Raw genomic sequence first — 18,647 nt, forward strand, 5'->3', positions numbered from 1 at the left:
CTTTCGTCGGGGACGGGGGGTCGCGGGCATGCCGGGACCGCTGGAGTGCGGGGGCCGCGTGGGTGCGGCCGTGGCACGCGTCGGCGCCGCGGCCCTGGGGGGCACGTCGGCGCCGTGCGACGTCCTCAAGAGAAACAGGCCGGGCAGGCGTCCGCAATGACCGCTTTTACTAGTTGTGGTCGCATCGAGAAGAACGGCCTGATCTGTGACGCGTCTCTCAATGCCCAGGTCAGGGGCCACGACGACGCGCTCATGACGCGGGGATGGATCTACGGCCCGTCCTCGTAGGTGACGTGGGTCATGTGGGGTGCTTCACCGCCGGGGCCCCCGCCCGCTCACCGTCGGCGTACGAGGTCTCACTCCCCGGCCGCGTCGAACGTGACCGGCGCCACGAACGCCGCCCGCCGCGTGGCCCGGCGCAGCGCCCGCAGGATCGCCGGCCCGAGGGTCAGGGTGAGGACGACGGTGACGAGCGCCCGGCCCAGGTCCCAGCCGAGCGAGGTGGCGAGGCAGTAGGCGACGAAGTGGGCCAGGTTGGTGGCGACGGGGGCGTGCGGGTCGAAGGCGATGTTCGCGGCGTTGCCGCCCATGAACGTCCAGCCCGCGAGGTTCATGACCGTGCCGTACGCGAAGGCCGCGAGGAAGCCGTACCCCGCGAGCAGCACCCGCTCCGCGCGGCCGCGCAGCCGCTCCGGGCCCGGCAGCAGGCCCGCGCCCATCGTGAACCAGCCCATCGACAGCATCTGGAACGGCAGCCACGGCCCCACCCCGCCGGTCAGCAGCGCGGAGGCGAACATCGTCACCCCGCCCAGCACGAACCCGAACCCGGGGCCGAGGACCCGGCCGCTCAGCACCATCAGGAAGAACATCGGCTCGATCCCGGCCGTGCCCGCGCCGATGGGCCGCAGCGCCGCTCCCGTCGCCGCCAGCACGCCCAGCATCGCGACCGCCTTCGGACCGAGCCCCGACTCGGCGATCGTCGCCGCGGCCACCGCCACCAGCAGCACCAGCAGCCCCGCGAACAGCCACGGGGCGTCCTGCGCGTGCGCCAGTACCTGCGAGCCGGGCGGGGCGAGGAACGGCCACATCAGCGCGGCCACCCCGACCGCGGAGACCAGGACCAGCGTCGCGACCGAGCGGGGGCCGAGGCGGACGGCCCGGATCCGGGCGCTCATGCGAGGGCCTCCCGCACCTGCGCGACCGTCAGCCACTGCTGCGGCGCGAGGATCTTCGTCACCTGCGGGGCGAAGGACGGGGAGGACACCACCACGTCCGCCGTGGCACCGTCGGCGATCACCTCGCCCTCGGCCAGCAGCACCACCCGGTGCGCCAGCTCGGCGGCCAGCTCCACGTCGTGCGTGGCCATCACCACCGCGTGCCCGGCGGCGGTCAGCTCGCGCAGGACCGTCACCAGGCGCGACTTCGCCGCGTAGTCGAGGCCGCGGGTCGGCTCGTCCAGCAGGAGCAGCGGCGGACGCGCGGTGAGCACCACCGCCAGCGCGAGGGCCAGACGCTGCCCCTCGGACAGGTCCCGCGGATGCGTGCCGTCCGTCACCCCGGGCAGCAGCGCGGACACCAGCGCACGGCAGGTGCCCGGCTCCGCGCCCGCGTCCTGGTCGGCGGCCACGCACTCGGCGGCGACCGTGTCCGCGTAGAGCAGGTCGCGCGGCTCCTGCGGAACCAGCCCGACCCGGCGCACCAGCTCCCGCGGCGGCGAGCCGTACGGGACGGCGCCCCCGGCGAGCACGGCGCCGGACGTCGGCCGCACCAGTCCGACCAGCGCGTTCAGCAGGGTGGACTTGCCGGCGCCGTTGCGGCCCATCAGGGCGACCGTCTCGCCGGGGGAGACGGTCAGGTCGACGTGGCGCAGCGCCCGCACCCCGCCCCGCCGCACGGCCAGCGCCCGCACCTCGGCCGCGTACGCCGACTCGGCGGGGGCGTGGGTGGTGCGGCGGCGCCGGAGCAGGCGAGCGAGGAGGGAGGGGGCGGCGGACGAGGGTGATGAGGTGTCTGCGGTCCTTGAGGTGTCTGCGATGCCTGAGGTCTCTGAGGCCTGCGATGCCTGCGAGGCTTTCGAGGTGACCGAGGCTGCAGCAGCCGCCGAGGTTGCCGAGGTGGCGGCCTCCGGAGGCGTCCGTTCCGTCAGGCGCTGCCGCAGGTCGGCCGCGCGGCGGCGGGCGTCGCGGACGGTCAGCGGCAGCGGGGACCAGCCCGCCAGCCGGCCCAGGTCCACCACCGGCGGGTACACCGGCGAGACGGCCATGATCTCGGCCGGGGCGCCGACGACGGGCGGTTCACCGGGACCCGGCAGCAGGGCGACCCGGTCGGCGTACTGGACGACGCGTTCCAGCCGGTGTTCCGCCATGAGCACCGTCGTGCCCAGGTCGTGCACCAGCCGCTGGACGACCGCGAGGACCTCCTCGGCGGCCGCCGGGTCCAGCGCCGACGTCGGCTCGTCCAGCACCAGCACCCGCGGATGCGGGGTGAGCACCGAACCGATCGCGACGCGCTGCTGCTGGCCCCCGGAAAGGGTCGCGATCGGGCGGTCGCGCAGGTCGGCGAGGCCGAGCAGGTCCAGGGTCTCCTCGACGCGGCGCCGCATCACCTGCGGGGTCAGACCGAGGGACTCCATGCCGTAGGCGAGCTCGTCCTCGACCGTGTCGGTGACGAAGTGCGCGAGCGGATCCTGGCCCACCGTGCCGACGACGTCGGCGAGTTCGCGCGGCTTGTGGGTGCGGGTGTCGCGGCCCGCGACCGTGACGCGGCCGCGCAGGGTGCCGCCCGTGAAGTGCGGGACGAGCCCGCTCACCGCGCCCAGGACGGTCGACTTGCCGACGCCGGACGGGCCGACGAGCAGCACGAGTTCGCCCTCGGGCACCTCGAAGTCGACGCCCCGGACGGTCGGTTCCGGCTCCCCGTCGTAGGTCACGGAGACGTTCTCGAAGCGGATCACGACGGCTCCTCCTCGGGCGTCGACCCGGGCCTTCTTCTGGGTTCTCTTCCGGGCGTCTTCCCGGCGGACGGTTCGCGGGCGGCCGGGGCCAGGAACGCGGGCAGCAGGCCGAGCAGCGCGGCCGCCGCCGGCCACAGCGGCAGGGCGGGCGCGGCCAGCGGGACCACGCCGGGGTGCAGGGCGGGGGAGTCGGCGAGGACCAGCAGCGCGGCCACGGCGACCCCGCTCGCGGCGACCGACAGGGCGCGCGCGTCCCACGGGTCGGGGCGGTAACGGGTGCGCGCGGTACGGCGGCCGCCGAGCCACAGGCCGGCCAGCGCCGCGGCGACCCCGCCGCACAGCACCGGCAGCCCGTAGCGGCCGCCGTCGGCGGTCAGCAGACCGTAGGTGCCGGCGCACACCCCGAGCAGCCCGCCCAGGGTGAGCGCGGCCGTCGTACGGCGCACCCGGGCGGGCACGGCGGCCGTCCTGCCGTACCCGCGAGCGTCCATCGCGGCGGCCAGTGCCACCGACCGCTCCAGCGCGCCCTCCAGCACCGGCAGGCCGACCTGCAGCAGCCCGCGCAGGCCCCGGTCCGGGCGGCCGCGCAGCCGGCGCGCGGCCCGCAGCCGCTGCACGTCCGCGATCAGGTGCGGGGCGAAGGTCAGCGCGACGACCACGGCGACGCCCGTCTCGTACAGCGCGCCCGGCAGCGACTTCAGCAGCCGGTGCGGGTTGGCGAGGGCGTTCGCCGCGCCGACGCAGACCAGCAGCGCGGCCAGCCGCAGGCCGTCGTACGCCGCGAACAGCAAGCCCTCGGCGGTGACCCGGCCGCCGAGGCGAATGCCCTGCGCCCAGTGCGGCAGGGGGACCTCGGGCAGCGTGACGACGACGTGCGTGCCGGGGATGGGGGAACCGAGGACGACGGCGAAGAAGAGGCGTACGGCGAGGACGGCCAGGGCGAGTTTGAGGAACGCGGAGTAGGAGCGGGCCCAGGGGGCGTCGGTGCGGCAGGTCGTCACGACGTACGCGGAGACGGCGACGAGGAGGGCGAGCAGGAGGGGGTTGGTGGTGCGGGTGGCGGCGGTGCCTAGGCCGAGGGCCCACAGCCACCAAGCGGCGGGGTGGAGGGTGGGGTGAGCTGTCCTGGTGGGTGCGGTGACCGCCGTGGGGTGCGGTGCCCGGCGTTCGGCTGTGCCGCGTGTCCCGGTGAGCGCCGTGGGGTTCTGCTGCCCGGCGTTGCGGGGTGCCGCAGCGCCCACCCTCCCCCAAGCACCTCCGACAAGCTCCGGTGCAGGGGGGACCCCCATCGCCCCAGCGGCACGATTGCCCGCTGCTGCGTCGGCTCGATTGCCCGCTGCTCTCTGGGGGTTAGGGGTGTGGGCGTCGTCAGTCATGGTGGTGGCGGCGGCGGGATTGCCAGGTGGCTGCTGCTGCCAGGGTGAGTACCGCCGCGCCGGCCGCTATCAGGCCCACCGACGGGCCGTCGGAGGACTTCCCGGGCTCGGGGGCGGCCGTGGGAGTCGCCTTGGCGGAGACCTGTTCGCCGCAGCCGCGCCCGGGATAGCCGGCGATGGCGCACAGCAGGGCGTTGGTGTCGTAGCGCAGGGGGCTCGCGACGGCGGCCAGGGCCTCGGCCGTCGTGGCGTCCTCGGGGACGCGGGCGCACGCCGTGCGGGCGGCGGGCGGGCGTTCGCCGGACGGGGCGTCGGCGGCCGTACCGAAGTCGATGACCAGCGCGACGCGCTTGTGGCCGTCCTGGGCCGGCGTCCGCGCGCAGATCGCCGCGAAGTCGGCGGCACCGCGTGGTCGTTGCGCGGAGGAGGAGTCCTCGCTCACCGCGAACCGGAAGCCCTGCACCGCGCCGTCGGCCGGGCGGGCCGTCGACGGGCCCTGCGTGGCGTAGGTCCACGTGCCGCCGTCGCGCTCCCAGAACGACCAGTACCGGTAGCCGACGGCCCGCGCCTGGCCCGCCGCCACCAGGGGCAGCAGCAGGGCCAGGCACAGCACGGCGGCGCGGCGGATCACTTGCCGCGCCCCTTGCGGCCGCTGATCAGGAAGCCCGCGCCGATGCCGGCGACCAGGCAGACGCCGACGAACCACCACACGCCGAAGGGCGAGTCGTCGTCCTTCTCGCTCTTCTCGGCCGTGTCGGCCTTCTGCCCGGCGGCCTGCGGGGCCGGGCCGGTCGCGTTCAGGCCGGCGACCAGGTCCTGGCCGCCGAAGTGGCGCGGGTCGGCGCCCGCCGTGTGCGCGGCGAGGATCAGCTGGGCGTAGGCGGCGGGGCCGCTCTGCCTGGCCCAGGCCGCGCCGTTCTTCTCCAGCCACGCCAGCGGCTTGGCGGCGCTCGCCGCACCGCCCTGCGCGGCGAGCGCGACGACGGCGTCGGCGGTGTTGCCGTAGTCGGGCTGCGCGGTGGCGCCCGGCATGGCGGAGGTCAGGTGGCCGTCCTTGGCCACCGCCTGCGCGAGGTAGGCGGCGCCGTTGGCGGCGGCCTGCGCCGGCGTGCGGGCGTCCTTGCAGACCGCCTCGGCCCGCGGGCCCGCCGTGGTCACCAGGCCCTTGCCCAGCACGCCGAGGACACCCGCCGCGGTCGCGTCCGCGTTGGCGGCGAGCTTGCCGGCCTTGTCGGGCTGGAAGGCGAAGGCGCCACCCTCGGCGCACGGCAGAGCGAGCTTCAGCAGGGCGTCGGAGGGCGACTTGCCGTCCTTGGTGACGCTCTCCGGCTTCTCCCCGGCCGCGGCGAGCGCGCCGACGACCACGGAGGTGGAGTTGGCGTCGCTGGCACCGCCCGCGGTGTAGCCCCAGCCGCCGTCCTTGTTCTGCACGGACTTCAGCCAGGCGATCGCCTTGCCGGTCACGGCGTCGTGGCCGCCGAGCGCGGCGAGGGCCTGCACGGCGGCGGCGGTCTGGTTGGTGTCGACCATCGTCTTGGCGTCGCACGGCTTGGCCGGCTCCGCGCGGAACGGGGCGAACGCGCCGTTCGCGCACTGCTGGCCGGTGAGCCAGTCCACGGCCTTGCCGGCGGGCTTCACCCCGGCGGTGTGCTGCGCGAGCAGGGCGAGCGACTGGCGCCACACGCCGTCGTACGTCGGGTCGGCGGTGCCGTACAGCCCGGACGGCAGGGCCGGTGACGGGGACGGGGCGGGCGACGCGGCGACGGCGGGCGCGGCGGCGCCGAGCACGGCGACGGCGGCGACGGCCGCGGCGCTGCGACGGACATTCATGATCGGCGGCTGCCTCTCCCTGGACGGGAGCCGGGCAGCGCGGGAGGACCCCGGGCGGCTCGGCTCCGTAGACCTCGACGGTGCGTGAGCCGTTCACGTCCGCGCAGGGCGATCCGGCTCGCCGTCGATGGGCGGCTCACGGTTGCGGGTCAGCGCCGGAATTGCACCGGCTTCCCCCTGTACGGGTGTGATGACGACGCCGCTACTTTACCGGGCCGTAGGAAGGGTCCGAGGGGCGGCCCGGTGGCGGCCCGGGGGCGGCCGAGGGCGGCCCGGTGGCGGCCGCCCGGGGTGACGCTCGCCCGGCCGCGCACGCCCCCCGCGGATCGCCGCCGCCCTGGCTCAGGAGGGACCGTTCTTCGTTTTATTCGATTGCCGCCGCCCTCCCGGGGCCGATAGGAAGCGGGCATGCTCAAAGGCGGCAAGGTCGGGCTCCGGGCCCGGCACGAGGACGACATCCCCGTACTGCGGGCCGAGCTCTTCGACGACGTGGTCAACGCCTCGCGGGCCGAGGCCGGTCCGTGGCGTCCCGTCATGCCCGGTGCCAAGGACCCGCGGCTGGAGCCGGACCCCGCCCAGCAGGGGAGCGTCCCGTTCTCCGTCGTGGAGCTGCAGGGCGGCACGCTGGTCGGCATGGCGAACCTGTGGGGCATCGACACCCACAACCGCTGCGCCCACATCGGGCTGGGCCTGCTGCCGTCCTGCCGCGGCAAGGGCTACGGCAGCGACGTCGTCGCGGCGCTGTGCCACTACGGCTTCGTCGTGCGCGGCCTGCACCGGCTGCAGATCGAGACGCTCGCGGACAACACCGCGATGCTGCGCGCCGCCGAGCGCAACGGCTTCGTCCGCGAGGGCGTGCTGCGCTCCTCGGCGTGGGTGATGGGCGAGTTCGTGGACGAGGTGCTGCTCGGGCTCCTCGCCCGCGACTACCGGCCCGACGCGCGGCGGTAGTCGCCGGGTCAGGGCGCGGCCGGCCCCGCGGCGTCGGCCTCGGTGAGGTCGATGAGCCGGCACACCGTCTCTATGTCGACCTTGACCTGGGCGATGGAGGCGCGGCCCGACAGCCAGGTGATCAGCGCCGAGTGCCAGGTGTGCTCGATGACGCGGACCGCGGACAGCTGGGCCGGGCCCGGGTCCTGAAGGCCCATCGCGTCCAGGATGATCGCCGTCGTCTGCCGCGAGACCTGGTCCACCTCGGGGGAGACACTGCGGTCCGCGAAGGTCAGCGCGCGGACCATGGCGTCGGCGAGGAGCGGCTCGCGCTGCAGGCCGCGGAAGGCGCGCATCAGCGTCTCCGCCACCCGCTCGGCCGCGCTCGCGCCCGCCGGCGGCCTCTTGCGGAGCGTGCCGTGCATGTGCTCCAACTGGTCCTGCATGATGGCCACCAGCAGATGGATCTTGGACGGGAAGTAGCGGTACAGCGTGCCCAGCGCCACCTGCGAGGCCTCCGCGACCTCCCTCATCTGCACCGCGTCGAAGCCGCCCCGGCCGGCCAGCTGCGCGCTCGCCCGCAGGATGCGGCGGCGGCGCTCCTCCTGACGCTCGGTGAGCGGTGAGGTGGCGGGGCGCGTGGTAGGGGCGTGCGCAGGCATGGGTCCCGTCCGTGACAGTCGGTGAGGGCGTGCGTTCGGACAGCATGGCAGCCGCGCGCCCGTGGCGTGAATCACCTGATCCACTGCTTACAGCGTCGCTACCTGCCGGTAGATTCGGAGCCTCCTGAGCGATCAAGTCTGAAACTTGTTCTAGATTAGCGTCCCGGCGTAATCTCGCGGGACAGTGCAGGCAGAGAGGGGCCCGGAGTGACCGCTGAGGCCAGTCGGACGGGGTCCCGTGCGGACCGCGCCGCGGACGGCGGGCGACCGCTCGACATCGCGCTCCTGACCTACAAAGGGAACCCGTTCTGCGGCGGACAGGGCGTCTACGTCCGCCACCTCTCCCGCGAACTGGCCCGCCTCGGCCACCGCGTGGAGGTCATCGGGGCCCAGCCCTATCCCGTCCTCGACGAGGGCGAGGACTACGCCGGCCGGCTGAGCCTCACCGAGCTGCCGAGCCTCGACCTCTACCGCCAGCCCGACCCCTTCCGCACCCCCAAGCGGGACGAGTACCGGGACTGGATCGACGCCCTCGAGGTCGGCACCATGTGGACCGGCGGTTTCCCCGAGCCGCTGACGTTCTCGCTGCGCGCCCGCCGCCATCTGCGCGCCCGCCGCGGCGACTTCGACGTCGTCCACGACAACCAGACGCTCGGCTACGGCCTCCTGGGCGACATCGGCGCCCCGCTGGTGACGACGATCCATCACCCCATCACCGTGGACCGGCAGTTGGAGCTGGACGCCGCCGCCACCTGGCAGCGCCGCTGTTCGGTGCGCCGCTGGTACGCCTTCACCCGGATGCAGAAGCGCGTCGCCCGCCGCCTGCCGTCCGTGCTCACCGTCTCCGGCACCTCCCGCCAGGAGATCGTCGACCACCTCGGCGTACGGCAGGACCGCATCCACGTCGTGCACATCGGCGCCGACACCGACCTGTTCTCGCCCGACCCGTCCGTGGCCAAGGTGCCCGGCCGGATCGTCACCACCTCCAGCGCCGACGTCCCGCTCAAGGGCCTGGTCTTCCTCGTCGAGGCCCTGGCGAAGGTGCGCACCGAGCACGCCGACGCCCACCTCGTCGTCGTCGGCAAGCGCCCCACCGAGGGCCCGGTCGCGCAGGCGATCGAGCGGTACGGCCTCGAAGGCGCCGTCGAGTTCGTCAAGGGCATCTCCGACGCCGAACTCGTCGACCTGGTGCGCTCGGCGGAGGTCGCCTGCGTGCCGTCCCTGTACGAGGGCTTCTCGCTGCCGGCCGCCGAGGCCATGGCCACCGGCACCCCGCTGGTCGCCACCACCGGCGGCGCGATCCCCGAGGTCGCGGGCGCCGACGGCGAGACCTGCCTGGCGGTGCCGCCGGGCGACGCGGGCGCGCTGGCCGCGGCGCTCGGGCGGCTGCTGGGCGACCCGGAGCTGCGCACCCGGCTCGGCCGGGCCGGCCGTGAGCGCGTGCTGCGGCACTTCACCTGGGCCCGCGCCGCCGAGGGGACCGTCGCCCGCTACCGCGAGGCCATCGCCCGCTCCGCGGCGGGCGCCGGCCGCCCCGAGCCCCGGCTCCCCGGCCGCTCCGCGGCCCCCGCGAGCGTCGCCTCCGCGACCTCGACGAGTGACACCGGTGTCTATCCCGAAAGCAGGGCCACGTGCTGACCGTCGACTTCTCCCGGTTCCCGCTCGCCCCGGGCGACCGCGTCCTGGACCTCGGCTGCGGGGCGGGCCGGCACGCCTTCGAGTGCTACCGGCGCGGCGCCCAGGTCGTGGCCCTCGACCAGAACGGCGAGGAGATCCGCGAGGTCGCCAAGTGGTTCGCGGCGATGAAGGAGGCCGGCGAGGCACCCGAGGGCGCCACCGCCACGGCCATGGAGGGCGACGCGCTCGCGCTGCCCTTCCCCGACGACTCCTTCGACGTCGTCATCATCTCCGAGGTGATGGAGCACATCCCCGACGACAAGGGCGTCCTCGCCGAGATGGTGCGGGTGCTGCGGCCCGGCGGCCGCATCGCCATCACCGTGCCCCGCTACGGCCCCGAGAAGGTCTGCTGGGCGCTGTCCGACGCCTACCACGAGGTCGAGGGCGGCCACATCCGCATCTACAAGGCCGACGAACTCCTCGCCAAGGTCCGCGAGGCCGGCCTGAGGCCCTACGGCACCCACCACGCGCACGCGCTGCACTCGCCGTACTGGTGGCTCAAGTGCGCCTTCGGCGTCGACAACGACAAGGCGCTGCCGGTGAAGGCGTACCACAAGCTGCTGGTCTGGGACATCATGAAGAAGCCGCTGGCCACCCGGGTCGCCGAGCAGGCGCTGAACCCGCTGATCGGCAAGAGCTTCGTCGTCTACGCCACCAAGCCGCACCTGCCGCGCCTCGCCGACGAGGCGGCCGCCGAGTGACCACTCCCCGGACGGAACACCTGGTCCTGCCCGGGGTCCTCACCGCCGGGCAGGCCGCCGCCACCGTGCGCGGCATCCTCGCCGCGCAGCGGGAGGACGGGGCGATCCCCTGGTTCCGGGGGCACCACCTCGACCCGTGGGACCACACCGAGGCCGCCATGGCCCTGGACGCGGCCGGCGAGCACGCCGCCGCCGAACGGGCCTACGACTGGCTCGCCCGCCACCAGCTGGACGACGGCTCCTGGTACGCCGCCTACGCCGACGGCGCCCACGACGACGTCACCGACACCGGCCGCGAGACCAACTTCGTCGCCTACGTGGCCGTAGGGGTGTGGCACCACTACCTGTCCACCGGTGACGACACCTTCCTGGACCGCATGTGGCCCACCGTGTACGCGGCCGTCGAGTTCGTGCTGCGGCTGCAGCAGGGCGGCGGGCAGATCGGCTGGCGCCGCGAGGCCGACGGCACGGCGACCACGGACGCGCTGCTCACCGGGTCCTGCTCCATCCACCACGCGCTGCGCTGCGCGCTCGCCATCGCCGAGCAGCGCGAAGAGCCGCAGCCGGACTGGGAGTTGGCGGCGGGCGCGCTGCGGCACGCGATACGCCGGCACCCCGAGCGGTTCCTGGACAAGGACCGCTACTCCATGGACTGGTACTACCCGGTGCTGGGCGGCGCGCTGACCGGCGCGGAGGCCAAGTCCCGGATCGAGGAACGCTGGGACGACTTCGTGGTGCCCGGCTTCGGGGTGCGCTGCGTGGTGCCCAATCCGTGGGTGACGGGCGGCGAGTCCGCCGAACTGGCCCTGGCGCTGTGGGCGATGGGCGAGTCCGACCGGGCCCTGCAGATCCTGCAGTCCATCCAGCACCTGCGCGACCCCGACAGCGGCCTGTACTGGACGGGTTACGTCTTCGACGACGACGCGATCTGGCCGCGCGAGCTGACGACGTGGACGGCCGGTTCGCTGCTGCTCGCCGTCGCGGCCCTCGGCGGCCACGAGGCGACCTGCGCGGTCTTCGGCGGCGAACTGCTCCCCACGGGCCTGGAGACGGACTGCTGCGGGTGAGGTGACGGGGGCGCGGTGACGCGACGCGGCCCGTCCGCCCGCCGGGTGAGGCGGGACGAACGGGCCGCGGTCGATTGCGTGCCTGCCTGCCGACTGCCGTCTGCTGCCTAGTTGTCGTTGAGGTAGGTGTGCGTGGTCTGGTACTTGCGGTCCGGACCCAGGTAGATCGTCACGCTGATGTGCCGGCCCTCGGGGAGGTCGTGCACGCCTCCCTGGGAAGCCCGGCTGGAGACGCACGAGCCCTCCCCGCCGGAGGCGGTCAGGGTGTACTGCAGGTCGTAGAGGCCGGCGATGCTCTCCTCGGCGAAGACCTCCGCCCGCGGGGCGTAGCCGTCGGCCGCCGTGTCGCACAGCGAGACGACGTCGCCGTGCTCGGCGATGTAGACCGTGCCGCCCTGCTTGGCGTCCGAAGTGGTCCAGGTGTGGTCCCAGCCCCCGCCGGGCGGGTCGACCGTCGCCGACGCCGAGGTCGCGGTGGCGAGTGACCCGCAGGCGAGGACGATGGTGGTCGCGGCCAGGGCCGCGATCTTGTGACGCATGGGTGTTTCCCCCTTCATGGGCATGCTCGTGGTCGGCGAGCAGGGGAGACACTACGTCAACTCGGTGCTGACCGGGCCCAATTTTCGATCAAGTTTGCGACCCCCGGCCGTCGTGACCGGGGGCGTACCGCGGGCCCGCGAAGCGGTCAGTGGCGGTGGATGCGGTTGGCGATCGCGTGGCCCACGAACAGGTAGACCACGGCGGCCAGGCCGTAGCCGGCGACCACGCGGGCCCAGGCCTCGTCGAAGGTGAACAGGTCCCGCGACCAGCCCGCCAGCCAGTCCGCCGTGTGGTGGACGAACCGGACCAGGTCGTTGGCGCGGTTGGCGTCCAGCAGGTACATCAGGATCCACAGGCCGAGGATGACGGCCATGACGTCGGCCACGACGGCGACGACCGTCCCGGCCTGATTCGCGCTGCTGCGATATCGAGGGGACATACGAGTCGGATTGCCGCCCGCCGGGACCGCAAACCCCAACGGCCGCGTCCCGCCGCCCGGTTGTGACACCACGGGTGAGGCTGCGCGAGAAGTGGCAGAGGAGATCCCGGCCGAGCCTCCGCAAGGGTCACCTCCGCCGCCGGCGGCCGGCTCCCAGGGATTCTCCTCGGTACGTGCGGACACGGCGACGGCCCCTCACCCGGGGGTGAGGGGCCGTGGGTGACGGCGGGCGGCGGTTCAGCCGCGCTGGATGCCGGAGGTGTCCTGCAGCACGCCCCGGCGGCCGTCCTGCGTCTGCGCGACGAGCTGCGCCCCGCGCTGCTCGACGGCCAGGTACCAGGTGCCCGGCGCGAGTTCGGCGATCGGCGTCGGCGAGCCGTCCTCCGCGTACAGCGGCCGCGGCACCGGCACCGCGAACCAGAACGGCGAGAAGTCCCCGGCCGGCGGCTGCGCCTGCGCCTGCGGCTGGGCGGCCTGCGGCTGCGCGCCGTACGGCTGCGGGCCACCCGGCTGGGGCTGGCCGCCGTAGGACGGCTGCTGCGCGCCCGGGTAGCCGTAACCGCCCTGCGGCTGGGCGCCGTAGGGCTGCGGGGCGGCCGGCTTCGGCGCGGGCACCAGGGCACCCTGCAGGGCGGGCACCAGCGGCGTGGCGACGGCGCCGCCGGCCAGCACGAGGGCGGCGAGGAAGCCGAGGATGAGACCGGCGCCGGCGTTGCCGGAGTCGATCAGGAACCACAGCAGGACCCAGGCGACCACGACGGTGATGGCGGTGCCGAACGCTCCCAGGTCCTGGCCCGCCACCTTGCGCGGCGTCGGCTGCAGACGGGCGAGGACGACCAGTGCGCCACCGATCACCCCGGCGAGGTAGGTGCCCAGTCCAAGTCCCAGGCTGTCCCACGCGTTCGGGAGGTCGGCCGCGCTGCAGACGGAGTCCGGTGCGTCACAGCCGGACAGATCGAGGAACGACGCGATGAACAGCAATACCGCTGCTCCGATCACCACGCCGTCGCCTCGAGTGAGGGAGCGGATATTCACTTCAGGTCCTTCATAGGTCGTCTCGTCGTCGGAAGAGGCGTCGCTGTCACCATGTCGCCGTCAGGCCCCGGTGTGAAGCGCGGGGGTGGCCCCTCATCGTAGGGACGACCTTATCGTCCGTCCGACGAGGCTGTCCGCAGGGAACAGCGCGCTGATCCCTACCCGCGCAGGAAACTCACGATTCCCTCAGAGATCCCTTGCGCCGCCTTCTGCCGCCAGGCGCCGCTGGTCAGCAGCGCCGCGTCCTTGCTATCGCGCATGTTGCCGCACTCGAGGAACACCTTGGGAACCGTTGACAGATTGAGACCGCCCAGGTCCTTCCGTGTGACGATCCCGGTGCCGTCGCCGAGGTAGTTGGAGGGCGCGCTGCCGGTGACGCGCACGAAGTTGCCCGCGATGCGCTCGCCAAGGTCGCGCGAAGGGCCCACGATGGCGCGGGTGTCGGCGGCGCCGGCGTGCACGGACGCCGGCAGGATCACATGGAAGCCGCGGTTCCCGGCCGCCGATCCGTCCGCGTGGATCGACACGACGGCGTCGGCGCGCGCGGTGTTGCCGATCCGGGCCCGCTCGTCCACGCACGGGCCCCACGGGCGGTCGCCGTCCTGCGTCAGCTTCACCGTGGCGCCCTGCTGCTGCAGCAGCGTGCGCAGCCGGCGGGCGACGTCGAGGGTGAACCGGGCCTCGGTGTAGCCGTCGTTGGTGGAGGTTCCGGTGGTGTCGCACTCCTTGCGGTTGGTGCCGATGTCGACCTGGCGGTTGATCTCGGCGGTGTGCCGGAAGTTGCCGGGGTTGTGGCCCGGGTCGATGACGACGACCTTGCCCGTGAGCGGGCCCCGGGGCGCGGCGGCCGGGGCGGAGGCGGTGCTCGGCACCGGCGTGGGGGAGCCGGCGGGCCGCTTGTCGTCGTCGGCCGACGGGGAGCCGGCCGTGGGCGCCGGCGACGCCACGGCGGCCGTCCGGGTCGCGCCGGCCGTCCCGGCCGTGCCGCCCGGGCCACCGGGGGCGCCCACCGCCTCGTACACCAGCCAGCCGAGCAGTGCCCCCGGCACCAGCGCCGCCAGCCCGACCACCAGCGGGCGGCGGCGGGAGCGGCGGTTTTGCGGAGGTTCGAATTCCGGGCCTGCGTACGACACGCCTGACACCCTAACCGGGGCGGATGCCCCGACGGTCAGATTCCGCTGCCCGTGCGGCGCAGCACCCGCATCGACTCCGTCACGGACACCTCCGTGAACGCCCCCGAGGCCAGCGCCCGCAGATAGATCCGGTACGGCGCCTGGCCGGTGAACTCGTCCACCGGGTCCGGGAAGACGTCGTGGATGACCAGCAGCCCGCCCTCGGCGACGTGCGGCGCCCAGCCCTCGTAGTCGGCGCTCGCGTGCTCGTCGGTGTGCCCGCCGTCGATGAAGACCAGCCCGAGCGGGCTGCGCCAGAACGCCGCCACCTGCGGCGAGCGGCCGACGACCGCGACCACGTGGTCCTCCAGGCCCGCCCGGTGCAGGGTGCGGCGGAACGTGGGCAGCGTGTCCATCAGCCCGATCTCGGGGTCCACGGTCTGCGGGTCGTGGTACTCCCACCCCGGCTGCTGCTCCTCGCTGCCCCGGTGATGATCGACGGTGACGGCACAGACCCCGGCCCGGCGCGCGGCGTCCGCGAGCAGGATCGTGGACCGCCCGCAGTACGTCCCGACCTCCAGCAGCGGCAGGCCCAGCGCCCCCGCCTCCACCGCGGCCGCGTACAGCGCGAGCCCCTCGTCGAGGGGCATGAACCCCTTGGCCGCCTCGAACGCGGCGAGGATCTCGGGCTGGGGAGCGGGGGACATGCGGGCGCCTCTCGGTCGTACGGCTGAGCCAGGGGCCTTTATGCTGCCGCACCCCCGGCCGGCTTCTCGGCGGGGGGTGCGGCAGTGCCCGAAGGGGCGCGGGCAACGGTGCGAAGCCACGACGAACCGCGGCCGCCGGACGGCGGTCCGGGGCGCCTCATGGGGCGTTACGCGCTGACCGTCTCACCGGGCAACGAGAGATCCAGCTCGACCGCGAGCTCACCCCCGGCGTGGCTCGCAGCCGAAGCCAGCGGCGCGTGCCCCGCGGCCTTGGCCGCGACGACGTACGGACCCGCCGCCGGCACGGCGAGCGCATACCGGCCGTCGTCGGCGGAGACCGTCGCCCCCGCCTGCCGCCCGCGCCGGTCGATCAGCGTGACCTTGGCCCGGGCCACGGGCGTCCCGTCGGCGGCCAGCACCCGGCCGCGGAAGCCGCGCAGCGCCTCCTCGGCACGCTCCAGGTTCGCGTCCTCCTCGCTGGAGGCGACGAGCTGCGGGCCGGCCGCCGGACGGCGCCCCGGGAGCAGGAACGCCATCGCCAGCCCCACCGCGACCGCGGCCGTGGCGATGAGGAAGGACACCCGGAAGCCGTGCATGGTCGGGATCGCCGCGCCGCCGACGTGGTCGGCCGTGTTCGCGAGGACCATGCCGATGACGGCGCTCGACACCGAGGTGCCGATGGAGCGCATCAGGGTGTTCAGGCCGTTGGCCGCGCCGGTCTCGGAGGCCGGGACCGCGCCGACGATCAGCGCGGGCAGCGAGGAGTAGGCGAGGCCGATGCCCGCGCCGAGCAGGACGGAGGTGACGACGGTCTGCCAGGCGGCGTCCATCAGGCCGAGACCGCCGGCGTAGCCCACGGCGATCACGAGCAGGCCGGTGATCAGGGTGACCTTCGGGCCGTAGCGCGCGGACAGGCGGGCGTAGACGGGGGCGGTGAACATCATCGTCAGGCCCAGCGGGGCCACGCACAGGCCCGCGACGACCATGGACTGGCCGAGGCCGTAGCCGGTCGCGGTGGGCAGCTGCAGCAGCTGCGGCAGGACCAGCGAGACGACGTAGAAGCTGACGCCGACCATGATCGAGGCGAGGTTGGTCAGGAGCACCTCGCGGCGGGCGGTGGTGCGCAGGTCGACCAGGGGCGCCTTCAGGCGCAGTTCCATCACGCCCCACAGCAGCAGGACGAGAACGGCCGCGGCGAACAGGCCGAGCGTGGTGCCCGAGGCCCAGCCCCAGTCGCTGCCCTTGGTGATGGGCAGCAGGAGCAGCACCAGGCCGGCGGACAGGCCGAGCGCGCCGAGCACGTCGAAGGAGCCCTCGGCGCGCATCGGGGACTCGGGGACGGTGAGCAGGGTGAGCGCGATGGACACCACCCCGAGGCCGGCGGCGCCGTAGAAGAGGGCGTGCCAGTCGGCGTGCTGGGCGACGAGCGCGGCGGCGGGCAGGGCGAGGCCGCCGCCGACGCCGATGGAGGAGCTCATCAGCGCCATGGCCGAACCGAGCTTCTCGCGGGGCAGGGTGTCGCGCATCAGGCCGATGCCGAGCGGGATCGCGCCCATCGCGAAGCCCTGGAGGGTGCGGCCCACGATCATCGTGAGCAGGTCGTCGGTGACGGCGCTGATCAGCGCGCCGACCACCATCACGGCGAGGCTGGCGATGAGCATGCGCCGCTTGCCGTACAGGTCGCCGAGCCGGCCCATGATCGGGGTGGCCACGGCGCCGGAGAGGAGGGTGGAGGTCAGGACCCAGGTGGCGTTGGAGGGTGCGGTGTGGAGCAGCTGCGGGAGGTCCTTGATCACCGGGACGAGCAGCGTCTGCATCACCGCGACCACGATGCCCGCGAAGGCGAGCACCGGGACGACGGCCCCGCTCGCTGACCGGGCGGGCTGGTCGGTCGTCGTTCGTGTCATGTCCAGCGGCAACCCGTATGCATGGGCAACTATTCCGATGCTTTGGTCAGCTAACGATTTCTTGACCATGTCATGACGATCTGAACGGGCGTCAGGCGCCGGGGTCGCGGGATCAGTGGGCCGCGCGCCCGGTCCTAGGACCGCGGGCGGACCGGTCGCCCGGCGAAATCCCGATGCAGGGGCGCGGACCGGTTGAGAGCATGACACCCATGCTGGAAGCCGCCGCCACCACCCGGACCCCCGCCCGCTCCGCCCCGCCGACCTGGCTGGTCGTGGCGCTCGCCTGCGCCGGGCAGTTCCTCGTCGTCCTCGACGTCTCCGTCGTCAACGTGGCCCTGCCGTCCATGCGCACCGACCTCGGGCTGAGCGCGCCGGGCCTGCAATGGGTGGTGAACGCCTACGCCATCGCCTTCGCCGGCTTCATGCTGCTCGGCGGGCGGGCCGGCGACCTGTACGGGCGCAAGCGCATGTTCCTCGTCGGGCTCGCCCTGTTCACGCTCGCCTCGCTGGGCGGCGGGCTCGCCCAGGAGAGCTGGCACCTGCTGCTCGCCCGCGCGGTGCAGGGCCTGGGCGCGGCCGTGCTCGCCCCGTCCACGCTGACCATCCTCACCGCCGCCGTGCCCGAGGGCGCCGCCCGGGCCCGCGCGATCGCCACCTGGACGGCCGTCGGCGCGGGCGGCGGCGCGGCCGGCGGACTGGTCGGCGGGGTGCTGGTGGACGTCCTGGACTGGCGCTGGGTCCTGCTCATCAACGTGCCGGTCGGCGCCGTCGTCCTCGCCGGGGCGCTGGCCCGGCTGCCGGAGAGCCGCGCCGGCGACGGTCGGCGCCTGGACCTGCCGGGCGCGGTCCTCGTCACGGCCGGGCTGGCCACGCTGGCCTACGGCATCTCGCAGACCGAGGCGCGGGGCTGGACCGCGGGCGCGACGCTCGCCCCGCTGGCCGCCGGACTGCTCCTGGTCGCGCTGTTCCTCCTCGTCGAGGCGCGCACCGCGTCCCCGCTGATGCCGCTGGGCCTGCTGCGGCTGCGGTCGGTGGCGTCGGCGAACGCGGCCATGTTCGTCAGCGGCTCGGCGATGTTCTGCATGTGGTTCTTCATGACCCTCTACGCCCAGAACGTCCTCGGCTACAGCCCGCTGGAGGCCGGACTCGCCCTGGTGCCCAGCTCGCTGGCCGTCGTCCTCGGCTCCAAGCTGGCGCCGCGGCTGATGCGGTCGGCCGGGGCGCGGACCGTGGCGGTGCTCGGGTCGCTGGTGGCGGCGGCCGGGTTCGGCTGGCAGTCGACGATGAGCGCGCACGGGCCCTACGTCACGACGATCATGATCCCGGGTGTGCTGATGATGCTCGGCGCGGGTCTCGCGGCGACCCCGCTGGCCTCGCTCGCCACGTCCGGCGCGGCGCCCGGGGAGGCCGGCCTGGTGTCCGGCCTCATCAACACCTCTCGCACGATGGGCGGTTCCCTCGGCCTCGCGGTCATGTCGACCATCGCCGCGACCCGCACGGGCGGCGAGGACACCCCGGCGGCCCTCACCGACGGCTACGCCCTGGTCTTCCGCATCTCCACGGCGGTCCTGCTGGCGGGCGCGGTCCTCATGCTCACGTGGCTGCCGCGCGGCTCGACGGCGACTCGCTGACTCCGGGCCGCCCGCCGGAAAAAGGGACCGCCGCGTCGGCGTCGAAGGCCGTGTGGCGGCGCGTGGGCGGGGGCGTGCGA

Annotated in this window: 17 protein-coding genes and 1 riboswitch; of the genes, 5 read left to right on the forward strand and 12 right to left on the reverse strand. The window is 74.3% G+C overall.

Features of this window, described 5'->3' with window-relative positions:
- Positions 1-356 precede the first annotated feature (356 nt).
- From ACF1AL_RS03105 to ACF1AL_RS03125, 5 genes are all read right to left on the reverse strand, one after another.
- Positions 357-1,175: an ECF transporter S component gene (locus ACF1AL_RS03105; protein ID WP_386419724.1), complete on the reverse strand. Its 819-nt coding sequence runs from the start codon at positions 1,173-1,175 to the stop codon at positions 357-359.
- The gene (locus tag ACF1AL_RS03110) at positions 1,172-2,953 is read right to left on the reverse strand and encodes an ABC transporter ATP-binding protein (protein ID WP_391819251.1); all 1,782 of its coding nucleotides are present in this window, start codon (positions 2,951-2,953) and stop codon (positions 1,172-1,174) included. Before ACF1AL_RS03110 ends, ACF1AL_RS03105 begins: the two co-directional genes overlap by 4 nt.
- Complete coding sequence (locus ACF1AL_RS03115) at positions 2,950-4,242, reverse strand: energy-coupling factor transporter transmembrane component T (protein ID WP_391825406.1); 1,293 nt, start codon at positions 4,240-4,242, stop codon at positions 2,950-2,952. The genes ACF1AL_RS03110 and ACF1AL_RS03115 overlap by 4 nt, the downstream gene beginning before the upstream one ends.
- A 79-nt stretch (positions 4,243-4,321) precedes the next feature.
- On the reverse strand, positions 4,322-4,960 hold the full coding sequence (locus ACF1AL_RS03120; RefSeq protein WP_391825407.1) for an SCO2322 family protein: 639 nt from the start codon (positions 4,958-4,960) through the stop codon (positions 4,322-4,324).
- Positions 4,957-6,159 (reverse strand): prenyltransferase/squalene oxidase repeat-containing protein, encoded by a 1,203-nt coding sequence (locus tag ACF1AL_RS03125; RefSeq protein ID WP_391781192.1) that lies wholly within the window; start codon positions 6,157-6,159, stop codon positions 4,957-4,959. The genes ACF1AL_RS03120 and ACF1AL_RS03125 overlap by 4 nt, the downstream gene beginning before the upstream one ends.
- 85 nt (positions 6,160-6,244) lie before the next feature.
- Positions 6,245-6,383: riboswitch (cobalamin riboswitch) on the reverse strand.
- Positions 6,384-6,567: 184 nt separating this feature from the next.
- On the opposite strand from ACF1AL_RS03125, the gene ACF1AL_RS03130 reads away from it, so the two are divergent.
- Positions 6,568-7,110 carry a GNAT family N-acetyltransferase gene (locus ACF1AL_RS03130; protein ID WP_391697074.1) on the forward strand — a complete coding sequence of 181 codons (543 nt, stop codon included), beginning with the start codon at positions 6,568-6,570 and terminating at the stop codon, positions 7,108-7,110.
- 8 nt (positions 7,111-7,118) lie between these two features.
- Here the strand turns inward: ACF1AL_RS03130 and ACF1AL_RS03135 are convergent, their stop codons facing one another.
- Complete coding sequence (locus ACF1AL_RS03135) at positions 7,119-7,751, reverse strand: TetR family transcriptional regulator (protein WP_391825408.1); 633 nt, start codon at positions 7,749-7,751, stop codon at positions 7,119-7,121.
- A gap of 207 nt (positions 7,752-7,958) precedes the next feature.
- Here ACF1AL_RS03135 and ACF1AL_RS03140 point away from each other — a divergent pair, with 207 nt between their 5' ends.
- From ACF1AL_RS03140 to ACF1AL_RS03150, 3 genes are read left to right on the forward strand one after another with little or no spacing between them, the layout of a single operon-like run.
- Positions 7,959-9,389 (forward strand): glycosyltransferase family 4 protein, encoded by a 1,431-nt coding sequence (locus ACF1AL_RS03140; RefSeq protein ID WP_391825409.1) that lies wholly within the window; start codon positions 7,959-7,961, stop codon positions 9,387-9,389.
- On the forward strand, positions 9,383-10,129 hold the full coding sequence (locus tag ACF1AL_RS03145; protein WP_366837144.1) for a class I SAM-dependent methyltransferase: 747 nt from the start codon (positions 9,383-9,385) through the stop codon (positions 10,127-10,129). The genes ACF1AL_RS03140 and ACF1AL_RS03145 overlap by 7 nt, the downstream gene beginning before the upstream one ends.
- Complete coding sequence (locus ACF1AL_RS03150; RefSeq protein ID WP_391659333.1) at positions 10,126-11,196, forward strand: prenyltransferase/squalene oxidase repeat-containing protein; 1,071 nt, start codon at positions 10,126-10,128, stop codon at positions 11,194-11,196. Before ACF1AL_RS03145 ends, ACF1AL_RS03150 begins: the two co-directional genes overlap by 4 nt.
- Before the next feature lie 107 nt (positions 11,197-11,303).
- Here ACF1AL_RS03150 and ACF1AL_RS03155 read toward each other — a convergent pair whose 3' ends face one another.
- The 6 genes from ACF1AL_RS03155 to ACF1AL_RS03180 all read right to left on the reverse strand — a co-directional run bounded on the left by ACF1AL_RS03155 (position 11,304) and on the right by ACF1AL_RS03180 (position 16,936).
- The gene (locus ACF1AL_RS03155; protein ID WP_386915078.1) at positions 11,304-11,735 is read right to left on the reverse strand and encodes a hypothetical protein; all 432 of its coding nucleotides are present in this window, start codon (positions 11,733-11,735) and stop codon (positions 11,304-11,306) included.
- A 146-nt stretch (positions 11,736-11,881) separates the two neighbouring features.
- Positions 11,882-12,175, reverse strand: a complete 294-nt coding sequence (locus ACF1AL_RS03160; RefSeq protein WP_366837142.1) for a hypothetical protein — start codon at positions 12,173-12,175, stop codon at positions 11,882-11,884.
- Positions 12,176-12,412: 237 nt separating this feature from the next.
- Complete coding sequence (locus ACF1AL_RS03165; RefSeq protein WP_366837141.1) at positions 12,413-13,210, reverse strand: DUF5336 domain-containing protein; 798 nt, start codon at positions 13,208-13,210, stop codon at positions 12,413-12,415.
- A gap of 158 nt (positions 13,211-13,368) precedes the next feature.
- Positions 13,369-14,343: an N-acetylmuramoyl-L-alanine amidase gene (locus ACF1AL_RS03170; RefSeq protein WP_391825410.1), complete on the reverse strand. Its 975-nt coding sequence runs from the start codon at positions 14,341-14,343 to the stop codon at positions 13,369-13,371.
- Positions 14,344-14,378: 35 nt separating this feature from the next.
- Positions 14,379-15,029: a class I SAM-dependent methyltransferase gene (locus ACF1AL_RS03175; RefSeq protein ID WP_366837139.1), complete on the reverse strand. Its 651-nt coding sequence runs from the start codon at positions 15,027-15,029 to the stop codon at positions 14,379-14,381.
- 167 nt (positions 15,030-15,196) lie between these two features.
- Complete coding sequence (locus ACF1AL_RS03180; RefSeq protein ID WP_391825411.1) at positions 15,197-16,936, reverse strand: MFS transporter; 1,740 nt, start codon at positions 16,934-16,936, stop codon at positions 15,197-15,199.
- A gap of 200 nt (positions 16,937-17,136) precedes the next feature.
- Between ACF1AL_RS03180 and ACF1AL_RS03185 the strand changes: the two genes are divergently transcribed.
- Positions 17,137-18,567 (forward strand): MFS transporter, encoded by a 1,431-nt coding sequence (locus ACF1AL_RS03185; protein ID WP_391819263.1) that lies wholly within the window; start codon positions 17,137-17,139, stop codon positions 18,565-18,567.
- Positions 18,568-18,647: the final 80 nt, after the last annotated feature.

The sequence above is a fragment of the Streptomyces sp. NPDC014801 genome, assembly GCF_043082085.1.
GTDB lineage: Bacteria > Actinomycetota > Actinomycetes > Streptomycetales > Streptomycetaceae > Streptomyces.